This is a genomic window from Aeromonas sp. QDB39, assembly GCF_027707585.1.
In the GTDB taxonomy this organism is placed as follows: domain Bacteria; phylum Pseudomonadota; class Gammaproteobacteria; order Enterobacterales; family Aeromonadaceae; genus Aeromonas; species Aeromonas hydrophila.
On record NZ_JAPCIV010000016.1, the window covers coordinates 32,408 to 58,150 of the forward strand.

A 25,743-nucleotide genomic window follows, 5' to 3' on the forward strand; every position below is an offset into this window, starting at 1 on the left:
GGACCGAACAATAAAGGGACTCGAAATTAACCATAATTAATCAAATTAATTTTCAATTAATTCCATGATGTTGGTGCGGTTTTACCCGCAAACATGCACGCCACATGCATCTCATGAGGTCTCGCCGATCACAGGGTCCATCATTTTGTTTAATAAGTTATTATCAAACCCATGGACTCCATCCGGATATGGCGGTAGGTTGCGCCCCTTCGTTACTCGCCAGTCACGAATTCAACCTTATCCCATTTCTCACTCGACTCTTCATACACAGGGATTGCCATGAGCATCACACGCAGAGACTTTCTCAACGGCGTCGCCATTACCATTGCGGCCGGGGTTGCCCCCATCAAGCTGCTGCAAGCGGCCGAAGGCGGCACGGAGCTGGCTGAAAAAACGCTTGTCTACCCGCCCGCCCTCACCGGGCTGCGCGGCAACCACCCAGGATCCTTCGAACCGGCCCACAGCATCGCCCGCGACGGCAAGCAGTATGACTTCGCCAACATTCCCCTCGAGGGCGAATACGATCTGGTGATCGTCGGCGCCGGCATCAGCGGTCTGGCGGCCGCCTGCTTCTATCAGCAACTGCTCGGCGCGGACAAAAAGATCCTGCTGCTCGACAACCACGACGACTTCGGCGGCCATGCCAAGCGCAACGAGTTCACCACCCCCGACGGCCTGCGGCTGGGTTACGGCGGCAGCGAATCCCTGCAATCGCCGCGCTCTGTCTACAGCCCGGTGGCACTGGGGCTGCTCAAGGCGCTCGAGGTCAACATCGACGAGCTGGCCAAAGGCTTCCAGCAGACCTTCTACCCGGATCTGGGCCTGAGCCGCGGCGTCTACTTCGACGAGAAACACTTTGGCGTCAACAAGGTGGTGAGCGGCGACCCTGGCCACAACGTGGCCGACGACATCCCGCGCGATCGCCTGAACGGCCGGCCGCTGGCAGAGTTTATCGGCGACTTCCCGCTCGATGAGAGCGACAAGGCGGCCCTGCTGGCGCTGCACGAGGAGAAGACCGACTACCTGAACGGCATGACCCAGGCGGAAAAAGACCTCTGGATGACCGGCAACAGCTACACCACCTTCCTGCGCGACAAGGTGGGCCTGAGCGAGCGGGCCATCACCTACTTCCAGCAACGCACCAACGACTTCCAGGCGGTCGGCATCGACGCCACCGCCTGCGCCGACGCACGCCTGTGCGCCCTGCCCGGTTTCGGTGGCATGAACCTGACCCCGCTCGATGCCGAAGAGCAGGCGGAGCTGGACGACCCCTATATCTTCCACTTCCCGGACGGCAACGCCGGCCTGACCCGCTTGATGGTGCGCAAGCTCATCCCGCAGGTGGCCCCCGGCCACACCATGCAGGACGTGGTGCTGGCCAAGTTTGACTACAGCAAGCTCGACCTGCCCGAGCACAAGGTGCAGCTGCGCCTTGGCAGCACGGCGCTGCAGGCCAAAAACGTGCCGCTCAAAGACGGCAAACAGGGAGTGGATGTCACTTACATCAAGGAGGGGAAACTGCACCGGGTGCGGGCCAAGCAGTCCATCATGGCCGGCTACAACATGATGATCCCCTACATGGTGCCCGAGATGGCAGAGCCCCAGAAGGAGGCGCTGCGCCAGAACGTCAAGGCGCCGCTGGTCTACACCAAGGTGGTGATCAAGAACTGGCAATCCTTCGTCAAGCTGGGGGTGCACGAGGTCTACTCCCCGGCCGCCCCCTACAGCAGGGTCAAGCTCGACTACCCGGTCAACCTCGGCGGCTACGAGCATCCCAAGAACCCGGACCAACCCATGTGCCTGCACATGGTCTACGTGCCGACCCTGCCGGGCAGCGGCCTGTCGGCCCGCGAGCAGTCCCGCAAGGGGCGCGCCATGATCCTCGGCATGCCGTTCGAGCAGCACGAGCAGATGATCCGCGAACAGTTGCAGGGGATGCTGGGCGGCGCCGGTTTCAACCATGAGCAGGATATCCTCGCCATCACGGTCAACCGCTGGTCCCACGGCTACTCCTACATCACCAACACCCTGTTCGATGACGAGGAGCAGTGCGACAAGTGGATCGAGCTGGGTCGCCAGCCGGTCGGCAACATCACCATCGCCAACTCCGACTCGGACTGGAGCCCCTACGCCCACTCCGCCATCGATCAGGCCTGGCGCGCCGTCAACGAGCTGGTTGCCATGCACAAGGGAGGTGCCAAATGATCCGTTCCCTGACCCTGACAGCCAGCGCCGTGCTGCTGGCCCTGCCCGCCTTCACCCTGCAGGCTGCGCCTGCCATGTCGGCTGGCGAATACGTGGCCAAGCTGGGGGACTGCGCCGCCTGCCATACCAGCGAGGCAAGCAAGCCGCTGGCGGGCGGCAAGGGCTTCCCCACCCCCATCGGCACCGTCTATGCCACCAACATCACCCCCGACAAGACCCACGGCATCGGCAACTACAGCCTGCCCAAGTTCATCAAGGTGATGCGCGAGGGGATCACCCGCAGCGGCGATCCCCTCTACCCGGCCATGCCCTACACCGCCTACGCCAAGATGAGCGATGAAGATCTCACCGCACTCTACCACTACCTGATGCAGGATGTGCAGCCGCAGGCTGTTGCCAACAAGGAGAGCGACATCCCCTGGCCGCTCAACATGCGCTGGCCGCTCAACGGCTGGAACTGGGTCTATCACGATGACAGTCGCTTTACCCCGGTGGCCGGCAAGAGCGAGGCGTGGAATCGCGGCGCCTATCTGGTGCAGGGGGCGGGTCACTGCGGCAGCTGCCACACCCCGCGCGGGCTCGGCATGCAGGAAAAGGCCCTGACCGAGGCGGATCCCCTCTATCTGAGCGGCGCCACCCTGGATGGCTGGTATGCCCCCAACATTCGCGGCACCCGCTACGACAAGCAGGCGCTGATCGACCTGCTGAAAACTGGCCGCAGCCAGCATCAGGCCGTCAGCGGCCCCATGGCGGAAGTGATCACGCACAGCAGCCAGTATTTCAGCGACGCCGATCTGGCCAGCATCGCCACCTACCTGACCGAACTCGACGACGATGCGGCGGCCAGCAAGGGCAACCGGGCCTACGCCAGCGCTGGCGGCAAGGCGGACTACGCCATGTACTGCTCCACCTGCCACGGGGTCAACGGCCAGGGCAATGACCACGTCATCCCCTCCCTGGTGGGCAACCAGACCGTGCTGGCCGAGGACCCGAGCAGTCTGCTCAACGTGCTGCTGCACGGCGCCGAGACCCCGGTCACCCAGGGCAACATCGGCTACCACATGCCGGGCTATGGCTGGACCCTCAACGATCAGCAGATCGCCGAGCTGGTCAACACCCTGCGTGCCTCCTGGGGCAATGAAGGGGTCGCCATCAAGCCGGAGACGGTCAAGGCCCAGCGCGCCCTGCACCAATAACTCGCGCCGACCATATCGAAACGGGCCTCCAGTGGAGGCCCGTTTGCTATGTGAGTGACGACTCACCCCTTGCGCGGTTTGGAGCCGGAGAGCGGCACCGCCCCCAACCGGTAGTCACCATAGGGGAAGATATTGCGAAAGCGCTGGGCTACCGGCTCGGGGATGGAGCGGGAGAAGACCAGCTTGACCCCGTCGCCATCGCGCTGACCCAGGATGCGCCCGCGCACCGTCTCGTGGCGCAGGATCTGCCTGGCCTGCTCAATGAACGCCGGCGACACCTTGCCCCGCTTGACCTGCACCTTGCCTGGCGCAAGCCGGATCTCGAACAGGGCGCCACGCCCCAGCTTCATCAACCACCAGATGAGGGCGATCGCCACCAGCAACGACAACCAGGCCATCCTGTTTCTCCTTCTTCACACGGTTGCGGACAGTATAAGCCGCAACTGGCCCCCGATTGTTTGGCGCGGATCACAGCCGCGCCTCAAGCCCGGCCGCAAGCCACCCTGCTCGCCAAGCGCCCCTAGCGGCTGCGGCCCCAGGCCACCAGCGTCTCCCGATAGAGCGCCAGCAACGCCTGATCCCGCACCGCCACCCCGACCTGCTGGGCACGATAATCGGCCCAGCCGTCGTGGGGGTGGGACTTGCCGTCAAATTTCTGCAGGGTGTGACCGATGGCGGGCCCCTCGTTGATGACCCGCACCGGCCCCTCGCGCAGAGTGAACAGGGTCGGATCGATCACGTAGGCGATGGCGGACGGGTCGTGCACGTGGCAGCCGTCGAGCCCGATCCGCTCGGAGTAGAATCGCAGATAGAAGCGGCTCACATCCCACAGGAAGCGCCCCGGCTCGCCCGCGTCGTCGCGCAGCGCGTCGAGATAGGCGCTGCTGAAGAAGCTCTGCTGGGTCACGTCCAGCCCGATGATCACCACCGGCCAGTCGGCGGTGAACACCCGGTCGGCGGCATCCGGATCGTCGTGGATGTTGGCCTCGGCATAGGGAGTCACATTGCCGCGATGGCCGTTGACACCAAAGGCGCCCCCCATCACCACCACCTGCTTCACCAGGCCGGTGATCTCGGGAGCCTCTTGCAGCGCCAGTGCCAGGTTGGTGAGCGGACCTATGGTGACCAGGGTGATCTCGCCGGGGGCGGCCTTCACCGCCTCGACGATATACTGCCAGGCCGGCCGGGGATCCGGCGCCAGGGCCACCTCCCCCGCCGTCACGTCACCAAATCCGCTCGGCCCGTGCACCACGGTCGTCGGGCCCACCGGTTCGCGCCGCAGCGGGGCGGCCGCCCCCTGTGCAACGTCTGCCTTCATGCCGTATTGCTGCTTGAGCCAGAGGGCGTTGTGGGTGCCGTTCTCGATGGTGGCATTGCCAAATACCGTGGTGATGGCGAGCAGCTCGATGGCGGGGTGGGCTTCGGCAAACAGAATTGCCATGGCGTCATCGATACCGGGATCGGTATCCAGAATGATCTTGTGAGTCATGGGGCCTCCTTGGGCAACAGAGCAGCCAGTGTAGCGAGCCGCCGCCGCTTTAACAGCGCCGGGATCACAGCCTGAGGCTTTGCCCTTGCCCGCCTTGCCCAACTGGCGGCATTTCATACAGGGATGACGACGCGGCAGAAGACAAAGCGGGGCGAAGCGGGTGGCATCGGCGAAATAGTGGGCAAGCGGATGGCCGGCGACGGCGGCAACCTTGTGGAGCGGCGGGTTGGGTGGTATCACTGGCCACACGATTCACCCCGCTCACCACCTGCCGAGGCGCCATTGATCACCCTGATAAAAGAGTCCGACCAACTGAAGATGCCCTGGAAGAACAAGCAGGGCACCACAGCCCAGATCCTCATCTCCCCTGCCGGCACCAGCCTCGACAAGCTCGATTTTGCCTACCGGCTGAGCTCGGCGCCTATCAAGGGGGCCGGCCCCTTCTCGAAATTTCCCGGCTATCAGCGCATCCTGCTGCCCATCAGCGGGGCCGGCTTCGTGCTCAACGGCCACCCCTACGCCACCTTCGAGGCGGCCCACTTCAGCGGGGATGACGAAACCCACTGCGAACTGCTGAAAAAAGAGGTGACGGATCTGGGGCTCATCTATGATCCGGCCCGCCTCAGCGCCAACGTGCGGGTGCTCAACCTGCCCTTCCCGCTCACCCTCACCCTGGAAGCGGACAAGACCTATCTCTGTTACCTGTTGAGCGGCCAGCTCGCGGCGGCGGGCCACCCCATGGCGGTCAACGACACCCTGCTGATCAGCGGCGAGCAGAGCATCCACTTCGACTGTCAGAAGAAGAGCGCCATCGCCTTCTTTACCCTGCAGCCCATTATTTGAAGAAACTTTCCTATATTAGCCGTGCTCAAAAAACACCCTCCAATATTGAATATCATCAATATTGGAGGGTAGTATGGGTCTCATTGCTTTCATGTAATGAGAGGCCCTATGCAATACACTCTTGAAGGATTCGAGGCGCCACCAGAACTGACCTCGGAAGAAGAAAAAAGCAATCAACAACTACAGACCAAAATAAGAGAAATTCTTATTGAATTTCAGTATGTTGAAGACAGTAAAATGTCTGCGCCAAAAACATTCAAATGCCGTGTTCCTTATGAAGATTTATACGGTCTTAAAGCCATTAGCGCTTTTGTAATTAACCATCCTCTATATGGCCTCACTCGAATTGAGCCCCACCAACAACAGGTATCTGGCTCTGTTGACCGTAAGTTCCCTTTCTTCCTACAAAGTGCCTATAAGGCGCCTGAACCTAATGTCATTATTTTGATAGAAGGACAAGGACATAAAAAAGCAGCCTTTGAATGGTTAAAGACTGAGTCAGCCAAATGCACAACTAAAAACATCCGATGTTTTGACTTGGCCGATTTCGCACTTTGGATTTGATATCTCTGTGTAGTAATCAGCGTTTGGGCGCCCGTCCGCCGCTGTCGAGACAGGCCTGCATGGAGTCGTAGGGGGTGTAGTGCTTGGTGCGGCTGTAATAGGTGCCGCCCTGGGGATGGCAGATGCCGTTTCTGCTCTTCTTGACCGGCGGCTCCGCTGCCAGCGCGATGGCGCACACCAGCAGCAGGCAACCGCTGATCATCCATTTCATGGCTTTCATGACGACCTTGCTTCCTCTCGAGCGGGCCCAGCAGGCCCGAAAGGCGCCTATTTTACCCGCTCACTCCCCCGCTCACCCGGCGCCGGATCATAAAACGGCGCGCCATAGCGCCCGCACTGACATCCAACTGACGCCGCAAGCGGGCACAAAAAAGCCGGGCAGTGCCCGGCTTCTGGGTCGACAAGCTGTGTTTAACCGACCTTGAAGGTGCCCTTCATCATGGCGAAGTGGCCGGGGAAGGAGCAGAAGAAGGTGAGATCTTTGCCGGCCAGGCCGTCGGTCTTGAAGGTGACGCTGGTGCTCTCGCCGCCGCCCACCAGTTTGGTGTGGGCCAGCACGCGCGGGTCATCCTTGGGCAGGTAGTTGTTGTCAGCACCGGCGCTCATGCCAGCAGTAGCCACGGCCTGATAGTCGGCGGTGTTGGCCAGCGCCCAGTTGTGGCCCATGGCGGTCACCGGCATCTTGCCGGTATGGTTCAGGGTCACGGTTACCTCTTTGCAGGTGGCCGGGACGCTCATCTCCTTGAGGTTGTACTGCATGGCATCATTGCCTTCGATGACCAACGCGCACTCATCGGCCAGAGCCGGGGCCGCCAGGGTGCTCAGAAACAGCAGGGTAATCGCCTTTTTCATCATCCTCTCCTTTGATTGGCAATAGATGGCAACACAATTGCCTGCGGGCTCGCACCATGGCTGGCAAACATGCTGTCAAAATCGACCTTATTCTACTCAACTGTCGTCATTCGGCTATGTCTTTAGCGCAAAGCTGCGGGTCAGGTCACCAGATTGCCCCCGTTTTTTGTCTGGACGAACCGGCCGCGCCACCCACTAACCACTCTTTGTTTAATTATCCCCCGCACTTTTGTCCAGCCGCGACTCGCCCACCGCCGCCCCCTTGGCTAAGCTGGCGACCCCGGCACGCTTGCGTTCCGTGCCATCCGTTTCAGCCAAAGAGATCCGTCATGTCGCTTCTTGCTCGCCCGGCCCACCGTGGCCTGTTGTTGACCCTGCTGCTGATGCTGACCGCCTGTCAGCCGGCCCCGACCCAGACCCGCATTCAGGGCAAGACCATGGGTACCTTTTACGCGGTGACCCTGAGCGACCCCTTCCCGGGCGGCGAGCCGGCGCTGCAGCAAGAGGTCGATGCCCTGCTGGTGCGGATGAATCACGAGATCTCCACCTACGACCCGAACTCCCTCATCTCCCGCTTCAATCAGGGCAGCGGCCAGCCGCCCATGGCCATTCCCGCCACCATGGCCAACATCGTGCAGCAGGGCATCGACGCCGGCCATCTCACCGCAGGCAAGCTCGACGTCACCGTGGGTCCGCTGGTCAACCTGTGGGGATTCGGGCCGGACAAGCGGCCCGTCAAACGGCCCAGCGCCAAGCAGATTGCCAGCGCTCGCCACAAGGTGGGCATCGACCGGCTGACATTGGCACCCGAGGGGGATCACTTCCTGCTCGGCAAGCGCATCCCCGATCTCTACCTCGATCTCTCCACCCTGGGCGAGGGGGCGGCCTCTGACGAGATTGCCGGCCTGCTCGAGCAAAAAGGGGTGCACAACTACCTCATCGAGGTGGCCGGCGCCGTGCGCAGCAAGGGCAACAACGCCAAGGGCAAGCCATGGAGGGTGGCCATCGTCGAGCCGTCCGACCAGCCCGGCGCCTTCTCGGACGTGGTGATCCCCAACGGCATGGCCCTCAGCACCGCCGGCAGCTATCGCAACTACTACGAGCTCGACGGCAAGCGCTACTCCCACATCATCGACCCCGCCACCGGCCAGCCCATCAGCCACAAGCTGGTCTCCGCCAGCGTCATCACCCCGACCGCGCTCGAGGCCGACGCCCTCGACACCGCCCTCATGGTGATGGGGCCGGAGCAGGCGATGGCCTTTGCCAAGGCGCACGGTCTTGCGGTCTACCTCATCGTCAAGACCGAGCAGGGCTTCGCCGCCAGCCATACCCCCCAGTTCGCCCCCTATCTGGTGACCAAACAGCCATAAATCAGCCGCCATAACCCAGCCGTCATAAAAAGAGGCCCCGCACTGCGGGGCCTCCTTGTCTTCACGTCGGCGCGAGTCGATGGGAGTGCGCCGGAGCCACCGGCTGTTTGGCATCAGGCCAGTGACCACCGACCGGCTGCTTTCATGCTACTCCCCGCAGCCGGCCGAGTCGGCAGACGGACGCGCCACCCGGTTGCCCGCCCCATAGAGGAGAAACACCAGCACGCAAATCGCGGTCATCACGGCGAACAGGGCCGGGCCGCCCCACACCTGCAACAGCCAGCCCCCCAGCAGGGGCGAGAGCGCCCAGCCAAGCCCGGCCAGGGCGCTGGCCCCGAAGTAGCTCCCCTTGAGGTGGGCCGGCGCCATTTCGTCGATCAGCACGTTGAAGAGCGGGAACAGCACCGCCTCCCCCACGCTCAGCAAGAACACCGCCACCAGCCAGGGCCACAGCAGGGCCGGACTCGACAGGGCGAACAACACCTGGGCGGACGCCATCAGCAGGATGGAGAACTGCAGCCGCAGGCTCACCCGCCAGCGCCGGGTCAGGTGCAGCAGCGGAAACTGCAGGGTGATGATGGTCAGTGCATTGGTGGCCACCAGCAGGGCCACCAGGGTCTCCACCTCGGGGGCGCCGGCGCGGGTCAGGTACTGGATCAGCGGCGACTCCACCTGGGCGTAGACCAGCATCATCAGCAGGTTGGCGAGGATGAACAGCATGAAGGCCCGATCCCGCCCCACCACCCTCAGCATGGCCCTCAGGGTGAGGCCCGCATCCGGCCGGCCAGCGCACTCGCGGCGAAAACCGAGCAGGAAGGCGATGCCGAGCAGGCCATAGCTGGCGGCCGTCACCACGAAGGTCTCCTGGCGCGCGCCGAGCCCCACAATGACGCCGATGAGGGGCCCCACCCCCGCCCCCACGTTGAGCAGGAAGTAGCGCAGGTGCTGAGCCAGCTCCCGCTGCGCCTTCTCGGGCAGCAGATCCCCCATCAGCGCCTTGCCAGGCGTGTCGATGAAGGCGTAGGAGAGACCCGAGCCAAACACCCCGAGGGCGATGAGCCAGAGGGAGTGGCCAAACCCGAGCAGCAGGTAGGCGCCGCACGACAGGGCGCAGCCGAGCAGCAGTATGGTGCGCCGGCCGAGCCGGTCGGAGAGCCAGCCGACGTAGAAGCCGATGAGGCAGGAGAGCACGGCCGCGCCGCCCAGCAGCATCCCGATGCCGGACGCCGAGAGATCATACTCCCGGTAGAGCAGGATCGAGAGAAAGGGCCAGATCATGAAGAAACTGGTGCGTACCATGAAGGTGCCCAGGATCACGATCCAGACCAGCGGAGGAAAGGGGGGCAGGCGCATGGGAACTCCTTGTCGCGCAATGGCAGCTAATCCGCAGGGGAAAGCATTCAGTGGTATCAAAAGACACCTGAGCGCACAATCCCCGCCCAGAAAAAAACCGCCCGAGGGGGCGAGCTCGGCGCAGGTTTGTGGATGGCGGCGCCGTCCAGGCCAGGCTGGTGTTCGCCGCCTGCCCTCCCCCAATCTACCCCCTATTTGGTCCGGCAGAAGCCATGAACGGCGGGGCTTGGCGGAAAAACCGCGGCAGCGCCCCATGTTCAATTGCCTGTCTGCGCGCTTTGGTGGCACACTTCTGTTATCCGCCCGTAGCGCCCTGACCAGACAGATGCAGACACCGGAATCCGAGCCAGAGAAAAAAGCCCCACCCAAACCGAAGCGCATCCTGCTGGTCAACGAACAGCGCTCCTTTCAGGTGATGATGAAGGCGATGCTGATCAATATCGGCATCAGCCGCATCACCTATGCCAACTCGGCCGAAGAGGCGAGACGGCGCTGCCAGAAAGAGACCTTTGACATCTACCTGCTCGATTACGAGCTGGGGGTCGGCGAGAACGGCCGCCAGCTGCTGGAGAGCCTGCGGGACCAGAAGCTCATTCCGCCCCAGAGCGTGGTGATCATGGTGAGCGGCGACAGCTCCCGCGCCATGGTGCTGAGCGCGCTGGAGGCCGAGCCCGACGAATACCTGATGAAGCCCTTCTCCCAGGAGCAGTTTTCGTTTCGCCTCAAACGCGCCCTCGCCCGCCGTCAGGCGCTGGAGAGCGTGTTCAGCGCCCTTGCCAAAGAGGATCTGCCCGCCCTGCTCGCCGCCTGCGCCGAGCGGGCCGACGCGGTGCCGCGCTTTGCCAACTTCTGCCGCTGTCTGCAGGCTGACACCCAGCTCAAGCTGGGCCAGGCCAAGGAGGCCCGCAGCCTGATGCGCCAGCTGCTGGCCGGCCAGGAGAACAGCTGGGCCCGGCTCACCCTCGGCAAGGCGTGCCACACTCTGGGGCTGAACGAAGAGGCGGTGAGCCACCTGCAGGCCACCCTCAAGAACACCCCGCTGATGGTGGAGGCCCACCTCTGGCTGGCAGAGTCCCAGCTGGCGCTCGGCAATGACGAGCAGGCCCAGCAGGAGCTGAAGCGGGCGGTCGACATCTCGCCCCAGTCGGTGCAGCTCTCACGCCGGCTGGCGGAGGTGTGCCTGCTGCGCCACGACTACGCCCAGGCCAAGGACGTGTTGCTGTCGCTCATCGACCTGTCGCGCAACTCCATCCATCGCACCCCCCACTACCTGGGGGCTTATATCCAGTCGCTGACCCTCTACGCCCTCAACAGCAACGACATCTACCACATCGCCAACCTGCAAAAGCAGGTCAACTCGGCCCTGTCGCGCATCCGCGATTCGCTGATGATGTCGGAGTTCAACTACCCGGTGTTCGAGCAGATCTGCCAGGCCCGGGTGCAGATCGCCCTGGGCGAGCTGCTCAAGGGCAAGAAGATGCTCTACCGCGCCAACCAGAACTGGCTCGATCAGCCGGCCACCATGCCCCCCAGCCTGCTGGGCGAGACCATCCTCGCCCTCTACCAGCTCGGCGAGTTCGAATATGCCGAGAGCCTGCAGGCGCTGCTGGCCGAAGACGAGGATCGGCTGCTCACCACCTGCATCCAGGCCACCCGCGACGACAAGACGGTGCTCGAGCGTCGCCAGCGCTACCAGCAGCTCAACGAGCTGGGCATCAAGGCCTATCAGAGCGGCGAGCTGGAGCAGGCGCTCGGCCACTTTCGCGAAGCGCTGCGCCGGGCCCCGGCCAATACCGGCGCCGCCCTCAACAAGATCCAGGTGCTGCTGCAGCTGATGCAGAAAAACCGCAAGAGCCCGGAATTTGGCGCCGAGTGCAAGGAGACCCTGGAGGTGCTGGACGGCATCCCCCTCAATCCGGCCCAGCAGGATCGTTTTCGCAAGCTGCGTCAGGAATTTACCCAGCTCAGCTGACCAGGGCCCGCTCGCCTATGCTGATACTGACTCGGCAAAGGGAGGAGAGCGGCGATGGCCATGTGTCGATATCTGGTGGCGGACGGTCGCCACTGCAGCGAAGAGGCGGGGGACCATGATCTGTGCCGCTGGCACGATCCCCACGCCAATCATCAGGATCCCCACACCGCCCGCGAGCTGGAGCACTACATCCAGCAGGGCGGGCTGTGCCACGGCCTGCAACTGGCGCGCGCCAATCTGGCGGGTCTCAACCTGGTGAAAAAAGGGGCCCCGCAGGGGTTCCTGCTGGAGCAGTGCAACCTCTACCGCGCCAATCTGCAGGGGGCCCACCTCTACGGCATTCGCATCAAGGGCGGCAGCCTGATGAAGGCGGATCTCAGCGAAGCCAACCTGCACTGCGCCACCCTCGACGACGTCAATCTGCTCGGCATTCGCTGGCACAACACCCGCCTCGACAACCTGGATACCGGCAAGCGGCTGATGCAGGAGCGGCGCGGCCGCAAGGAGCGCGACCCGGTGCAGGCCCGCATCTGGCTGAAAGAGGCCGAAGAGACCTATCGCGATCTGCGCAAGGCCTCGGAGGCGCAGGGCATCTTCACCATGTCCGGCCGTTACATCCAGCAGGAGCTGACCATGCGCCGGCTGCAGCTGCCGTTCTGGTCGAGCCAGCGCTTCACCTCCTGGATCGTCGATCTGTTCTGCGGCTACGGCGAGGCCCCCATGCGGGTGGTGCTCTTCTCCCTGCTGCTCATCTTCATCTGCAGCATCTTCTACTTCTTCTTTGGCCTGAGCTTCAATGGCAACCACCTCATCTACCGGCCCGGCGCCCCTTTTGAGCAGAACGCCATCTTCCTGCTGGAGTGCCTCTACTACAGCGTGGTGACCTTCACCACCCTGGGTTATGGCGACTTCACCCCCATCGGCCTCTCACGGCTCTTCGCCGCCTTCGAGGCCTTCACCGGCAGCTTCACGCTGGCGCTGTTTGTGGTGGTGTTTGTCAAGAAGATGACCCGCTGACAACCTGCCCACGATCTTGCTGCGAGGCCGTGATCAAGGCTCATGTGCTGCTCGCTTATTTGTAACCAAGAGCTCTCACGTATATCTATACGCTCCGGTTCCTGCGCTGCGCTTCACCTTGCTGACAGCCTCTCGCGACAGCTCGTGAACAGGTTACCGAGCAGCTGCGCCAGTCACAGCCCTCGAACTTGCATCCACGGCGGATTCCTAGTCCAATAGCCACTTATAAAAATGACATGAGCATCCCGGACATGAAGATCATCTCTTTCAATATCAATGGCCTGCGCGCCCGCCTGCACCAGCTGCAAGCCATCATCGACAAGCATCAGCCGGATGTGATCGGCCTGCAGGAGATCAAGGTACACGACGAGGCCTTCCCGCTGGCCGACGTGGAGGCCATGGGCTATCACGTAGAGTTTCACGGCCAGAAGGCCCACTACGGGGTGGCCATCATGAGCAAGCAGAAGCCGGTCAAGGTGGAGAAAGGCTTCCCCACCGACGATGAAGAGGCCCAGCGCCGGATGATCATGGCCACCTTCGAGCGCGAAGACGGCTCCCTCATCAAGGTGATGAACGGCTACTTCCCGCAGGGTGAAAGCCAGGATCACGAGACCAAGTTCCCGGCCAAACAGAAGTTCTACGAGGATCTGCAGCACTACCTCGAGACCAACCACACGCCGAATGACCAGCTGGTGCTGATCGGGGATATGAATATTTCCCCCACCGATCTCGACATCGGCATCGGCGAAGCGAACCGCAAGCGCTGGCTGCGGGATGGCAAGTGCTCCTTCCTGCCCATCGAGCGCGAGTGGATGGAGCGCCTGAAAGGGTTCGGCCTGACCGACACCTTCCGCGCCGCCAACCCCACCGAGTGCGAGCGCTTCTCCTGGTTTGACTACCGCTCCAGGGGCTTTGACGAGAACCGGGGCCTGCGCATCGATCTCATCATGGCCTCCGACGCCCTCAAGGACACCGTGACCGAGACCGGCATCGACTACGAGCTGCGCGGCATCGACAAGCCTTCGGATCACGCCCCCATCTGGGCCTGCTTCGCCTGATAACGACAGCAGAGGGGGCATTTGAAGCCCCCTCTGTGACCAAGCCCCCACTTCCCCCGCTTTTTCCTTCTTATAATTCCCTCCGGGTCCCCTGCTCCCCTGCAAGGCCACGATGCAGGGTCTGCCAGACTGACACAAATTGTCGCGGCCCCCTCCGCCACTGCGCGATCGACACCGACAACTTTCAGTGTCGAGCAGCCTGGGTTCAATATTCGTGCTCTATCATTAGAAAACTGTCAGTAATCCAATGAGTTAAATTTGTAACCATGCAGTTAACCATGTTCATGAAGAAAAAGGCTGGGCGCGGCAATCGCGCACCATCCCACAGGAGTGTGATGATGAAGGTGCAATACGTCAGGGAAGAGATGTTCAAACGCGGCTGTATCGCCCTGGCACTGGCCAGCGCACTGACCGCCTGTGGTGATGAACCAACCGCCGGAGCCCAGGCACTGCCGCCGGTCCCCGTGGTGGTGGCCGAGGTCAAGCTGACCGACGTGCCGATGACCACCGAGATGGTGGGCGAGACCGCCGGTTTTCGCGAAATTGACGTGCGTTCCCGGGTGAGCGGCATCCTGCTCAAGCGCACCTACATCGAGGGGCAGCCGGTCACCGCCGGTCAGGCGCTGTTCCTGATCGACCCCGAGCCCTACAAGGTGGCGCTGGAGCAGGCCAAGGGCACCCTGGCCCAGGAGCAGGCCCGCCTCAACAAGGCCCGCGCCGACCGGGACCGCATCATCCCCCTGTTCAAGCGCCAGGTGGTGAGCCGCAAGGACTATGACGACACCATCGCCAACTACGAGGCCGCCATCGCCAGCCATCAGGCCGCCCAGGCCAAGGTGAAAGAGGCCGAACTGAACCTCAGCTACACCCAGGTCACCGCCCCCATCAACGGCATGGCGAGCAAGAGCTCCCAGTCCGAGGGCAGCCTCATCTCCACCAGCGGCGAAAACGGCCTGCTCACCACCATCACCCAGTTCGATCCCCTCTACGTCAACTTCTCCTACTCGGAGCAGGATCGCCTCAACTTCGAGAACTCGGTGAAAAAGGGATTGATTGAGGCCAAGGATGCCACCAACTGGCGCACCCACATCCGGCTGGCGGACGGCTCCGTCTATCCCGAGGCGGGCAAGCTCAACTTCTCCGACAACCGGGTCGACCCGCAGACCGGCACCATTCGGGCCCGTGCCATCTTCGACAACAAGGACGGCGTGCTGCTGCCAGGCCAGTTCGTGCGCATGACCATCGATCTGGGCACCCGAAAAAATGCCATCCTGGTGCCGCCGCGCGCCATCGTCCAGTCCCAGGCCGACCGCATGGTGATGGTGGTGGACAAAGAGAACAAGGTGGTGCCCCGTCCGGTCAAGCTGGGTTCCGTGGTCGACAGCGGCGTGCTGATCGACAGCGGCCTCGAGCCCGGTGAGCGCTACATCGTCGAGGGGCTGATGAAGGCCCGTCCCGGCGCCGTGGTCAAGCCCGTCTCTGCCGAAGAGATGAAGGCGATCACCACCAAGATGGTCGGCCAGAACGCGGCCAAGTAAGGAGTTCGTATGTTTTCCAAGTTCTTCATCGAACGCCCCATCTTCGCCAGCGTGATTTCGATCATCATAGTGCTGGGCGGGTTGGCGGCGATGCGATCGCTGCCCATCGAGCAGTACCCGCAGATCACCCCGCCGGTGGTGTCGGTCACCGCCTTCTATCCGGGCGCCACCCCCGAGGTGATCTCCCAGACGGTGGCCGCGCCGCTCGAGCAGCAGATCAACGGCGTGGAGCGGATGCTCTACATGCAGTCGGGTTCGGCCTCCAACGGCCAGATGAACCTCAACGTCTACTTCGAGATCGGCACCGATCCGGATCAGGCCACCATCAACGTCAACAACCGGGTCTCGGCCGCCATGGCCCAGCTGCCGGAAGAGGTGAAGAAGCAGGGGGTGACGGTCAAGAAGAAATCGACCTCGATCCTGCAGGTGGTCACCCTGCAATCGCCTAACGGCACCTTCGATACCACCTACCTGTCGAACTACGCCCTGCTCAACATCATCGACGAGCTCAAGCGCATTCCCGGGGTCGGTGACACCACCCTGTTCGGCGGCACCGACTACGCCATGCGCATCTGGCTGCGGCCGGATCGACTGGCCCAGCTTGAACTCACCCCGAGCGACGTGATCGGCGCCATCCGCGAGCAGAACACCCAGTTCGCGGCGGGCAAGATAGGCGCCCAGCCCACCACGGCCCCCATCGACTTCACCTACACGGTGCAGACCAAGGGACGGCTGGAGGATGTGCGCGAGTTCCAGAACATCATCATCCGCTCCATGCCGGACGGCTCGAAGATCCGGGTCAAGGACGTGGCCAGGGTAGAGCTCGGCGGCAAGGACTACGACCTGCTGGCCAAGGCCAACGGCAAGCCGGCCATCGGTATCGCCACCTATCTGCAACCGGGCGCCAACGCCGTGGCGGTGGCCGATCAGGTACACGCCACCATGCTGCGCCTCAAGGAGCGCTTCCCGCAGGACATCGAGTACCAGATCCCCTACGACACCACCGAGTTCGTGAAGATCTCCATCGAGGAGGTGGTACACACCCTGTTCGAGGCGATCGTGCTGGTGTTCGTGGTGGTCTACCTGTTCCTGCAGAACTTCCGCGCCACCCTGATCCCCTGTATCGCGGTGCCGGTGTCGCTCATCGGGACCTTCGCCGGCATGCTGGTGCTGGGCTTCTCCATCAACCTGCTGACCCTGTTCGGCATGGTGCTCGCCATCGGTATCGTGGTGGATGACGCCATCGTGGTGCTGGAGAACGTCGAGCGGATCATGCAGGAGAAGAAGTGCTCGCCCAAAGAGGCGGCCATCCTAGCCATGCAGGAGGTCTCCGGCCCGGTGGTCGCCATCGTGCTGGTGCTGTGCGCCGTGTTCCTGCCGGTCGCCTTCATGGGCGGCATGACCGGGGTCATGTACAAGCAGTTCGCCATCACGGTGGCGGTGTCGGTGGCCATCTCAGGTCTGGTGGCGCTGACCCTGTCGCCGGCCCTTTGTGCCGTGTTGCTCAAAGAGGGCCACCACAAGCCGGCCCGCTTCTTCGTCTGGTTCAACAACGCCTTCGACGGCCTCACCCGCCGTTACGTGCGCGGTGTCGCCTTCCTCAACCGCCGGGTCGGGGTGGCGTTCACCATCATCGCCTTCATCCTGGTCTCCATCTACGGCCTGCTGATGAAGGTACCGGGCGAGCTGGTGCCGAACGAAGACCAGGGCTACCTGCTCTCCGCCGTCATGCTGCCGGATGCGGCCTCCCTCACCCGCACCCAGGCGGTGGCGAACGACTTCGACCAGATGGCGATGGCCAACCCCAACGTGAAGGACGTCATCACCTTCTCGGGCTTTGACATCCTCTCCAACGCCATCATCAGCAACAGCGGCATCAGCTTCATCACCCTCAAGGACTGGAGCGAGCGGCAAGGTGCCGGGCAGGACTCCTTCTCCCTGGCCAAGACCTTCCAGGGCATGAGCCTGATGGGGCTGGCGGACGGCTTCGTCGCCTCCTTCAACCCGCCCCCCATCACCGGCATGTCCACCACCGGCGGGCTGGAGGCCTACCTGCAGAACCGCAGCACCGGCAATGCCCAGTCCTTCTCGGCCGAGGTGCAGCGCTTCCTCGAGGCGGCCAAGCAGCGCCCCGAGTTCGCCAGCGTGACCAGCACCTACCGCGCCAACGTGCCCCAGGTCTATCTCGATCTGGATCGCGAGAAGGCCAAGGCACTGGGGCTGCCCATCAACGCCGTGTTCGACACCATGCAGGCCACCTTCGGCCAGGTCTATGTCAACGACTTCAACCAGTTCGGCCGCACCTATCGGGTGCAGTTGCAGTCCGAGGCGGACTACCGCGCCAAGAAGAGCGACATCCGCAACGTCTATGTGCGCTCCGACAAGGGGGAGATGATCCCGCTCAGCAGCCTGGTGACGGTGCGTGATGCCACCGGCCCCGAACTGGTGGAGCGCTTCAACATCTTCCAGGCGGCCAAGATCATGGCGCAGCCGGCGCCGGGCTACAGCTCCGGCCAGGCCATCGCCGCGCTGGAAGCCGTGGCCGACGAGTCCCTCGGCAACGACGCCAAGCTGGAGTGGACCGGCTCCGCCTATCAGGAAAAAGCGGCCGCTGGCAGTGCGGGCACCGCGTTCGGCTTCGGCATCGTGATGATCTTCCTCATCCTGGCGGCCCAGTACGAACGCTGGAGCCTGCCGTTTGCGGTGATCACCGCCGTCCCGTTCGCCCTGTTCGGCGCCCTGCTAGCCACCTGGCTGGTGGGTCTGACCAACAACGTCTACTTCCAGATAGGGTTGGTGACCCTGGTGGGCCTGGCGGCCAAGAACGCCATCCTGATCGTGGAGTTCGCGGTGATGAAGCACGAGGAGGGAATGAGTCTCATCGAGTCGGCGCTGGAGGCTGCGCGGCTGCGTTTTCGCCCCATCGTCATGACCTCGCTCGCCTTCATCCTCGGCTGTGTGCCGCTGGTCACCTCCAGCGGCGCCGGGGCGGCGAGCCGCCATGCCCTCGGCTGGCCGGTCATCGGCGGCATGCTGGCGGCGACCTTCATCGCCATCTTCTTCATCCCGCTGTTCTTCCGCCTCATCATGCGGCGCTCGGAACGCGCCAGCGGCAAGACGGCGCAACCCAAATCGTAAGTCGTGAGTCACAGCCCCCGCCATGCGGGGGCTTTTTTTTATCCGCCAGAGGGGACAACACCTCGCAGCCGGGCCCGAGCCGCGAGCGGGATCACGCGGCCGGTATCCTGTGGCCCACATATCTTGACCTTGCTCTCAAGGTAAGGTTTACAGTGCCCCCAGTCATTGTCAGGATTTTCCCCATGCTCGTAGCGAGATTGCCCATCGAACGCATTGCCCGGCTGCTGCTGGGGCTGATGCTCGTCTGCAATCTCACCCTCTGCATCGGCTGGCACGGGGTGGATGCCCTCAACGCCGCCATGACTCACGGCAATCAGGCCATGAGCGACAGCGCCATGCAGGGGCTCTCCTGCCACGGGGCAAGCCCGGATGCGGGAGCGCAAGATGCTGCCAGCCAGGAGTGCCAGATGCACGGCGGGCTCACCTCGACCGGCACTCCCGGCCTGCCGCTGCTGGCAGCCCTGCTGACCTTGCTCGCTCTGCCGCTGTTGCTGCTGCCCCTCGGGACGGCGAGCAGCGTGCTGGACAACTGGTTGCGGGATCCCTTCCTGCGATCCCGCGGCACCCACCCTCCCTCCTGGCCGCGCCGACACCTGATGTTGTCGGTGCTGCGCCACTAGAAAGATCTTCTCTCGCGGCAGCGGCAAGCCTCGGCTTGCCTGTTTTCTGCCGCCTTGCCTGACCCTGCGCCTTGGTCAAACCGGCCCGCTCGCAGGGAGCCGTGCGCGCTGACACAGCTGCGCCCCGTTTGCCGCCTCGTGGTGATGCCCTGCCCGCACATACCACCACTCCGGCGGCCTGACAGAAGAGAAGAGATACCATGTCATCCACCCCCGTTACCCGGTCTGCCTGCGTGCAGCCGTGCCAGCCCTCCGTTCGCCTCCCGCGCGCCGGAGGCTTGTCATGAACAAGACGTTGTTGATGTCCGCCCTGCTGCTGGCCCTCGGCGCCGGTGGCGGCTACTGGGCCGCCAAACAGACCACTGCTGGCCCCACTGCCAAGGAGAAGACGCCCCTCTACTGGGTCAACCCCATGGATCCGCGCGACAAGCGCGATGCTCCGGCCAAGGACAACATGGGGATGGACTTTATCCCCGTCTATGAGGAAAAACAGGGCGGCTCGCCGGGCACCGTCACCATCAACCCCGAGATCCAGCAGAACCTGGGGGTGCGGCTCGCCAAGGTGGAGACGCTCCCCATCCACCAGCAGATCGAGACGGTGGGCTACGTTGGCTATGACGAGGACCGGCTGGAGGCGGTCAACGCCCGCATGGCAGGCTGGATCCGCACCCTCGCCATCAAGAGCGAGGGGCAGCAAGTGAGCAAAGGCAGCCTGATCTACGAGCTCTACGCCCCGGATCTGGTCAACGCCCAGCACGAGTACCTGCTCGCCCTCAACACCGCCAACCCCCTGCTGCTGCGCGCCGCCGAGGGCAAGCTCAAGTCCCTGCAGGTGCCGGCGGATCAGATAGCGGCCCTCAAACGCACCCGTCAGGTGCAGGAGACGGTGCGCATCTATGCCCCCAGCAGCGGCTATGTCTCCGAGCTGAAAGTGCGCGAAGGCCAGTATGTGGAGCCCGCCGCGGCGCTCTTTAACATCAGCACCCTCAAGCAGGTGTGGGTGAGTGCCGAGGTGTTCGAGCGCCAGGCGGCCCAGCTGAAGGTGGGCGATCCGGTCACCATGGCCCTGGACTATGCCCCCGGCCGCCACTGGCAGGGCCGGGTCGATTACCTCTACCCGACCCTGGATGCCGCCACCCGCACCCTCAAGGTGCGGCTGCGCTTTGCCAACCCGGACGAGTTTCTGAAACCCAATATGTTCGCCAAGGTGAGCATTCGCACCGGGCAGGGCGAACCCCGGTTGGTGGTACCGAGCGAAGCGGTGATCCGCACCGGCAGCCAGGACAGGCTGGTGCTGGCGCTGGGGGATGGCAGCTTCAAATCGGTCGCCGTCACCCTGGGCCCCCAGTTTGGCGACAAGGTCGCCATCAAGGCAGGGGTCGAAGCGGGGGACAGTATCGTCAGCTCGGCCCAGTTCCTGCTCGACTCCGAATCGGCCATCGATTCGGACTTCCAGCGCATGACGGCGGTGCGCCCTGCCCAGGTGTGGACCCAGGGCGAGGTTGAAAGCATCGATCTGGCCAACCGCACCCTGATGGTCTCCCACCAGCCCATCCCCGAGTGGCAGTGGCCCGCCATGGAGATGGAGTTCACCGTCGCCGACGGTGTGGACATCAGCAAGCTGACCGAGGGGCAAACCCTGCATCTGCAGGTGATGCAGGAGGGGGATGAGTACCGCATCACCAGTATCCATCAGGAGCAGGCACCCGCTACTGACGGCGACGCCAAGCCTGCGGCAGATGAGATGGAGAAGATGGAAGGCATGGACCATAGCCAGCACGATATGGGAGCCAAGTCATGATCCCTGCCATCATTTGCTACCTTGCCGACAACCAAGCCCCGCTCTCTGCGCAACATGAGCAAGGAGCCAGATCATGATCCCTTCGATTATTCGCTGGTCCGTGGGCAACCGCTTTCTGGTGCTGCTACTGACCGTCATGCTCACCGCCTGGGGGCTCTGGTCGGTCAAGCAGACCCCGGTGGACGCCCTGCCGGATCTCTCCGACGTCCAGGTGATCATCAAGACGGCCTACCCGGGCCAAGCGCCCCAGGTGGTGGAGGATCAGGTGACCTATCCGCTCACCACCGCCATGCTGGCGGTGCCGGGGGCCACCACGGTGCGCGGCTACTCCTTCTTCGGCGACTCCTTCGTCTATGTACTGTTTGACGACAACACCGATCTCTACTGGGCTCGCGCCCGGGTGCTGGAGTATTTGAGTCAGGTGGCCCCCAACCTGCCCGCCTCCGCCCGTCCCCAGCTCGGCCCCGATGCCACCGGGGTGGGCTGGGTCTATCAGTACGCGCTGGTGGACAGAACTGGCAAGCACGACCTCAGCCAGCTCACCTCGCTGCAAAACTGGTTCCTCAAGTACGAGTTGCAGACGGTGGAGGGGGTCTCCGAGGTTGCCACCGTGGGCGGCATGGTGCGCCAGTATCAGGTGCGGGTCGACCCGGACAAGCTGCGCGCCTACGGCATCCCGCTCTCCCTGATCGAGACCGCCATCAAGCAGGGCAATCAGGAGACCGGCGCCTCCGTCATCGAGATGGCGGAAGCGGAGTACATGGTGCGCTCCAACGGCTATCTGAAAAGCGTCGAGGATCTGAAGCAGATCCCGCTCGGTACCACTGTGCGCGGCGCCCCGCTGCTGCTGGGTGACGTGGCGGATGTGGTCACCGGGCCCCAGAGCCGGCGCGGTCTGGCCGAGCTCAACGGCGAGGGAGAAGTGGTGGGCGGCATCATCGTCATGCGCTATGGCGAGAATGCCCAGCACACCATCGACGGGGTCAAGGCGCGGCTGGCCCAGCTGAAAAGCAGCCTGCCGGAGGGGGTCGAGGTCGTCACCGTCTACGATCGCTCCGACCTTATCCAGCGCGCCATCGACAACCTCTCCGGCAAGCTGGTGGAGGAGTTCGCGGTGGTGGTACTGGTCTGCCTCGCCTTCCTGTTCCACCTGCGCTCATCGCTGGTGGTGGTCATCTCCCTCCCTATTGCGATTTTGACCGCCTTTATCGTCATGCACCTGCAGGGGATCAACGCCAACATCATGTCGCTGGGGGGCATCGCCATCGCCATCGGCGCCATGGTGGACGGTGCCATCGTGATGATCGAGAACGTCCACAAGCACATGGAACGGGAGGCGCTCACCGACAAGAACCGCTGGCGCATCATCACCGAGGCGAGCATAGAAGTGGGGCCCGCCATCTTCTTCTCCCTGCTGATCATCACCATCAGCTTCCTGCCGGTGTTCGCGCTGGAGGCGCAGGAGGGGCGGATGTTCCATCCCCTCGCCTACACCAAGACCTACGCCATGGCGGCGGCGGCCGGGCTCGCCATCACGCTGGTGCCGGTGATCATGGGTTACTTCATTCGTGGCAAGGTGCTGGCGGAGCAGGCCAATCCGCTCAACCGCTGGCTAAGCCAGGGCTATGTGCCACTGCTCAAAGCCGTGCTGGCCCGTCCGAAAACCACCCTGGCCATCGCCGCCGTGGTGACGGTGGCGGGCTTCTGGCCGCTCAAATACCTGGGCTCCGAGTTCATACCGCCGCTGGATGAAGGGGACATCATGTACATGCCCACCACAGCAGCCAATATCTCGGTGGGCAAGGCACGGGAGATTTTGCAGCAGACCGACAAGCTCATTCGTACCGTGCCCGAGGTGCAGAACGTGTTCGGCAAGGCGGGGCGCGCCGAATCGGCCACCGACCCCGCCGATCTGGTAATGATGGAGACCAGCATCCAGCTCAAGCCCCGCGACCAGTGGCGCCCCGGCATGACCCCGGAAAAGCTGAAAGAAGAGCTCGATTCCCTCATCCGCTTCCCCGGCCTCACCAACGCCTGGGTGCCTCCCATCAAGACCCGCATCGACATGCTGGCCACCGGCATCAAGACCCCGGTCGGCATCAAGATTGCGGGGCCGGACCTCAAGGTGATCCAGCAGCTCGGCCAGCAGCTGGAACAGATCGTCGGCAAGGTGGAGGGCGCCTCATCGGTCTACGCCGAGCGGGTCGCCGGTGGCCGCTACGTGAAGGTGGATATCGACCGGCTAAAAGCGGCCCGCTACGGCCTCAACATTGCCGACGTACAGGCGGTGCTCGCCACCGCGGTGGGCGGCATGGAGGTGGGCCAGACCATCGAGGGGCGCGAGCGCTACCCCATCAACCTGCGCTATCCCCAGAGCTATCGCGATTCGGTGGCGAGCCTCGAGCTGCTGCCGGTGGTGACTCCGAGCGGTGCGCGCATCGCGCTGGCGGACGTGGCTCGGGTCTACATCAGCGACGAGGCGCCCATGCTGCGCAGTGAAAACGCGCGCCTCAACGGCTGGGTCTACGTCGACATTCGCGGCCGCGACATCGGCTCTTTCGTGGCAGAGGCCAAGGCCGAGGTGGACAAGCAGCTGGTGCTGCCGGCGGGCTACGCCCTCACCTGGTCCGGTCAGTTCGAATACATGGAGCGGGCCAAGGCGCGCCTCGCCTACGTGGTGCCGCTCACGGTCGCCATCATCGTGCTGCTGCTCTATCTGGCGTTTCGCCGCTTCCAGGAGGTGCTGCTCATTCTCACCACCCTGCCGCTGGCGGTGGTGGGCGGGATCTGGACCCTCTGGCTGCTCGACTTCAACCTCTCGGTGGCAGTCGGGGTGGGCTTTATCGCCCTGGCCGGGGTGGCGGTGGAGACCGGCGTCCTGATGCTGGTCTACCTCAACCACGCCTGGGATGACCTCGTGGCCAGCGGCAAGCCGGACCAGGCGGGCCTGCACCGGGCGGTGATCCACGGCGCCGCCCTGCGCCTGCGCCCCAAGATGATGACGGTGGTCACCATCATCGCCGGCCTCTTGCCCATCATGTGGAGCCACGGTACCGGCTCCGAGGTGATGCAGCGCATCGCCGCCCCCATGATCGGCGGCATGGTGAGTGCGCTGGTACTGACCCTGCTGGTGCTGCCCGCCGCCTACTACCTGTGGCGTAGCCGGCACCTGGGCGCGGCCGAGCACCAACCCGCCGGCTAACCCGGTGGCAGCGCCCTTTTTGACAACCAAGAATCTGAATCAACGACGAGGAAACACCATGAACTACAAGACGCTGACCCTGACCCTGCTGCTTGGCCTTGCCACCCACACCAGCCTGCTGGCCGAGGAGATGATGAACCATGCCGGCCACGACATGGGCCAGATGAGCCAGATGGAAGGCATGAACGAGATGGGCGAGATGGCGATGACCCAGGGGGTCATCAGCCGCATCGACGCGGCCAACGGCAAGGTCGGCATCAAGCACGAGGCGATCGACAACCTCAAGATGCCCGCCATGACCATGGTCTTTCGGGTGGCCGATCCGGCCCTGCTCAAAGATCTGAAAGTGGGGGATGCGGTGCGCTTTCACGCCGAGAACCCGGCCGGCAAGCTCACCGTGACCGCCATCCAGAAACAGTAAGCGGAGTCATTGCAATAAAAGACGGCGGGATCATCCCGCCGTTTTCTTTTACTGCGCCATCTACTGCGCCATCTACTGCACCATCCGCTACTGCACTATCCGCTACTGCACTATCCGCCGAGCGGCCTCCTCAGCCGTTCGGATAAGCCTGAGCGATATTCGCCTGAGCTATCCCGAGCAACTGAACAGACATGTCCTGCAATACATAGAGGTCGCGGCGACGGGTCCAGGGTTGATCGGATTGCTCGTCATACCAGACGGGTAGTTCGATCCCCTCCGGGGCATGGCTCGTCACCTTGCGGGCACGGCAGGTGATGATGCAGCGTTTGACGTGGTCGCGGTGACCGATGACGGCCGCCGTGCCGAGGGCGGCAGCCTCTCCACCGGCGTAATCCCTGACGATGGCCTCCACCACCCCGTCCGTGCTGAGGTAGACCAGCTTGCCCTCATCATCCCAGTAAGGCTCGATGGAGATGACATCCCGGGCCGGGATATCGGGATAGCGGGCCGAGTCGAGGAAGCGGGCGATCTCCCACTGCACATACATGGGCACCGGCTTTTGCCGATAGAGGGCCGCGCAGCAGGCGGCCAGCGCCTCGTTCATGGGGCCGGGCTCGGCCAGTTCATCCGGGTTGCCCGAGGCGTTGGGGCGGTTGCCAAAGGCAAAGGCGATGACGCAGTGGGCCTGGTCGATGGCGACCCGGGACGGGGTCATGTTGAAGCAGGCCTCCTCGATGAAGGGGGCCAGCTGGCGGGCCGTCTGCTCGTCGTGCAGCTCGGCGCTCAAGCGGTCGGTCAGGGTGGTGCGAAAATCCCCCGCACTCCCCTGGCTGTCATTGCTGCTGTTGCAGCCGGCGAGGGTGGCGACCAGGGGGGTACTCAACAGCCCCAGGGTGACTCTGCGTCTGTGCTTGTCCATAACGACTCCTTTGTTGATGTCCAGGGCAGAAAATCAACCCGTTGGAGTCCATACCGTACGGAAAAAACAGGGGGATAAAAGTCAGAAAGGGAGGCAGAGGGGCGCAACGTGCAGCACCTCACACTTCCCGGGCCATTCGCAAGCAAGCCCTTTTGATTCAATTGCTTGGCGTATCAGAAAAACAG

The 25,743-nt window shown here is 63.4% G+C and carries 20 protein-coding genes; 14 read left to right on the plus strand and 6 right to left on the minus strand.

Features of this window, described 5'->3' with window-relative positions; translation table 11 throughout:
• Nucleotides 1–279: 279 nt before the first annotated feature.
• Both PG899_RS11215 and PG899_RS11220 read left to right on the plus strand, forming a co-directional pair.
• The gene (locus tag PG899_RS11215; protein WP_270697367.1) at nucleotides 280–2,205 is read left to right on the plus strand and encodes an NAD(P)-binding protein; all 1,926 of its coding nucleotides are present in this window, start codon (nucleotides 280–282) and stop codon (nucleotides 2,203–2,205) included.
• Nucleotides 2,202–3,401, plus strand: coding sequence for a cytochrome c (locus PG899_RS11220; protein WP_270697368.1), 1,200 nt, complete (start codon nucleotides 2,202–2,204; stop codon nucleotides 3,399–3,401). The genes PG899_RS11215 and PG899_RS11220 overlap by 4 nt, the downstream gene beginning before the upstream one ends.
• Before the next feature lie 62 nt (nucleotides 3,402–3,463).
• Here PG899_RS11220 and PG899_RS11225 read toward each other — a convergent pair whose 3' ends face one another.
• Both PG899_RS11225 and PG899_RS11230 read right to left on the minus strand, forming a co-directional pair.
• Entirely contained in the window at nucleotides 3,464–3,799 is a 336-nt protein-coding gene (locus PG899_RS11225) for a DUF3634 family protein (protein WP_017410690.1), read from the minus strand.
• 122 nt (nucleotides 3,800–3,921) lie between these two features.
• Entirely contained in the window at nucleotides 3,922–4,890 is a 969-nt protein-coding gene (locus tag PG899_RS11230; protein ID WP_270697369.1) for a nucleoside hydrolase, read from the minus strand.
• A gap of 282 nt (nucleotides 4,891–5,172) precedes the next feature.
• On the opposite strand from PG899_RS11230, the gene PG899_RS11235 reads away from it, so the two are divergent.
• Nucleotides 5,173–5,733, plus strand: coding sequence for a HutD family protein (locus PG899_RS11235; protein ID WP_333563640.1), 561 nt, complete (start codon nucleotides 5,173–5,175; stop codon nucleotides 5,731–5,733).
• Between the two features lie 108 nt (nucleotides 5,734–5,841).
• Nucleotides 5,842–6,297: a PD-(D/E)XK nuclease superfamily protein gene (locus PG899_RS11240; protein WP_050490559.1), complete on the plus strand. Its 456-nt coding sequence runs from the start codon at nucleotides 5,842–5,844 to the stop codon at nucleotides 6,295–6,297.
• Nucleotides 6,298–6,313: 16 nt separating this feature from the next.
• Here the strand turns inward: PG899_RS11240 and PG899_RS11245 are convergent, their stop codons facing one another.
• Together PG899_RS11245 and azu are read right to left on the minus strand one after the other, a co-directional pair.
• A complete protein-coding gene (locus PG899_RS11245) occupies nucleotides 6,314–6,517 on the minus strand; it encodes a hypothetical protein (protein ID WP_039213405.1) in 204 nt (67 codons plus the stop codon).
• A gap of 191 nt (nucleotides 6,518–6,708) precedes the next feature.
• Nucleotides 6,709–7,149 (minus strand): azurin, encoded by a 441-nt coding sequence (gene azu / locus PG899_RS11250; RefSeq protein WP_016351438.1) that lies wholly within the window; start codon nucleotides 7,147–7,149, stop codon nucleotides 6,709–6,711.
• A gap of 329 nt (nucleotides 7,150–7,478) precedes the next feature.
• Here azu and PG899_RS11255 point away from each other — a divergent pair, with 329 nt between their 5' ends.
• Nucleotides 7,479–8,519 (plus strand): FAD:protein FMN transferase, encoded by a 1,041-nt coding sequence (locus PG899_RS11255; protein WP_270697371.1) that lies wholly within the window; start codon nucleotides 7,479–7,481, stop codon nucleotides 8,517–8,519.
• Nucleotides 8,520–8,666: 147 nt separating this feature from the next.
• On the opposite strand, the gene PG899_RS11260 is transcribed toward PG899_RS11255, so the two are convergent.
• Nucleotides 8,667–9,872, minus strand: a complete 1,206-nt coding sequence (locus PG899_RS11260) for an MDR family MFS transporter (protein ID WP_270697372.1) — start codon at nucleotides 9,870–9,872, stop codon at nucleotides 8,667–8,669.
• A gap of 325 nt (nucleotides 9,873–10,197) precedes the next feature.
• Between PG899_RS11260 and PG899_RS11265 the strand changes: the two genes are divergently transcribed.
• The 9 genes from PG899_RS11265 to PG899_RS11305 all read left to right on the plus strand — a co-directional run bounded on the left by PG899_RS11265 (nucleotide 10,198) and on the right by PG899_RS11305 (nucleotide 24,639).
• Nucleotides 10,198–11,844 carry a tetratricopeptide repeat-containing response regulator gene (locus PG899_RS11265; RefSeq protein ID WP_263708222.1) on the plus strand — a complete coding sequence of 549 codons (1,647 nt, stop codon included), beginning with the start codon at nucleotides 10,198–10,200 and terminating at the stop codon, nucleotides 11,842–11,844.
• A 54-nt stretch (nucleotides 11,845–11,898) separates the two neighbouring features.
• Nucleotides 11,899–12,861 carry an ion channel gene (locus PG899_RS11270; RefSeq protein ID WP_168966981.1) on the plus strand — a complete coding sequence of 321 codons (963 nt, stop codon included), beginning with the start codon at nucleotides 11,899–11,901 and terminating at the stop codon, nucleotides 12,859–12,861.
• Between the two features lie 251 nt (nucleotides 12,862–13,112).
• On the plus strand, nucleotides 13,113–13,919 hold the full coding sequence (gene xthA, locus PG899_RS11275; protein ID WP_029299636.1) for an exodeoxyribonuclease III: 807 nt from the start codon (nucleotides 13,113–13,115) through the stop codon (nucleotides 13,917–13,919).
• Between the two features lie 338 nt (nucleotides 13,920–14,257).
• Entirely contained in the window at nucleotides 14,258–15,457 is a 1,200-nt protein-coding gene (locus PG899_RS11280) for an efflux RND transporter periplasmic adaptor subunit (protein ID WP_270697378.1), read from the plus strand.
• A 9-nt stretch (nucleotides 15,458–15,466) separates the two neighbouring features.
• Complete coding sequence (locus tag PG899_RS11285) at nucleotides 15,467–18,595, plus strand: efflux RND transporter permease subunit (protein WP_077097198.1); 3,129 nt, start codon at nucleotides 15,467–15,469, stop codon at nucleotides 18,593–18,595.
• A gap of 182 nt (nucleotides 18,596–18,777) precedes the next feature.
• On the plus strand, nucleotides 18,778–19,215 hold the full coding sequence (locus PG899_RS11290; RefSeq protein WP_024945065.1) for a hypothetical protein: 438 nt from the start codon (nucleotides 18,778–18,780) through the stop codon (nucleotides 19,213–19,215).
• A gap of 283 nt (nucleotides 19,216–19,498) precedes the next feature.
• The gene (locus PG899_RS11295; RefSeq protein ID WP_179101477.1) at nucleotides 19,499–21,016 is read left to right on the plus strand and encodes an efflux RND transporter periplasmic adaptor subunit; all 1,518 of its coding nucleotides are present in this window, start codon (nucleotides 19,499–19,501) and stop codon (nucleotides 21,014–21,016) included.
• Between the two features lie 73 nt (nucleotides 21,017–21,089).
• Nucleotides 21,090–24,218 (plus strand): efflux RND transporter permease subunit, encoded by a 3,129-nt coding sequence (locus PG899_RS11300; RefSeq protein ID WP_077097196.1) that lies wholly within the window; start codon nucleotides 21,090–21,092, stop codon nucleotides 24,216–24,218.
• A gap of 58 nt (nucleotides 24,219–24,276) precedes the next feature.
• The gene (locus tag PG899_RS11305; RefSeq protein WP_179101476.1) at nucleotides 24,277–24,639 is read left to right on the plus strand and encodes a copper-binding protein; all 363 of its coding nucleotides are present in this window, start codon (nucleotides 24,277–24,279) and stop codon (nucleotides 24,637–24,639) included.
• A 130-nt stretch (nucleotides 24,640–24,769) separates the two neighbouring features.
• On the opposite strand, the gene PG899_RS11310 is transcribed toward PG899_RS11305, so the two are convergent.
• Nucleotides 24,770–25,558 carry a hypothetical protein gene (locus PG899_RS11310; protein WP_077097192.1) on the minus strand — a complete coding sequence of 263 codons (789 nt, stop codon included), beginning with the start codon at nucleotides 25,556–25,558 and terminating at the stop codon, nucleotides 24,770–24,772.
• Nucleotides 25,559–25,743 lie beyond the last annotated feature (185 nt).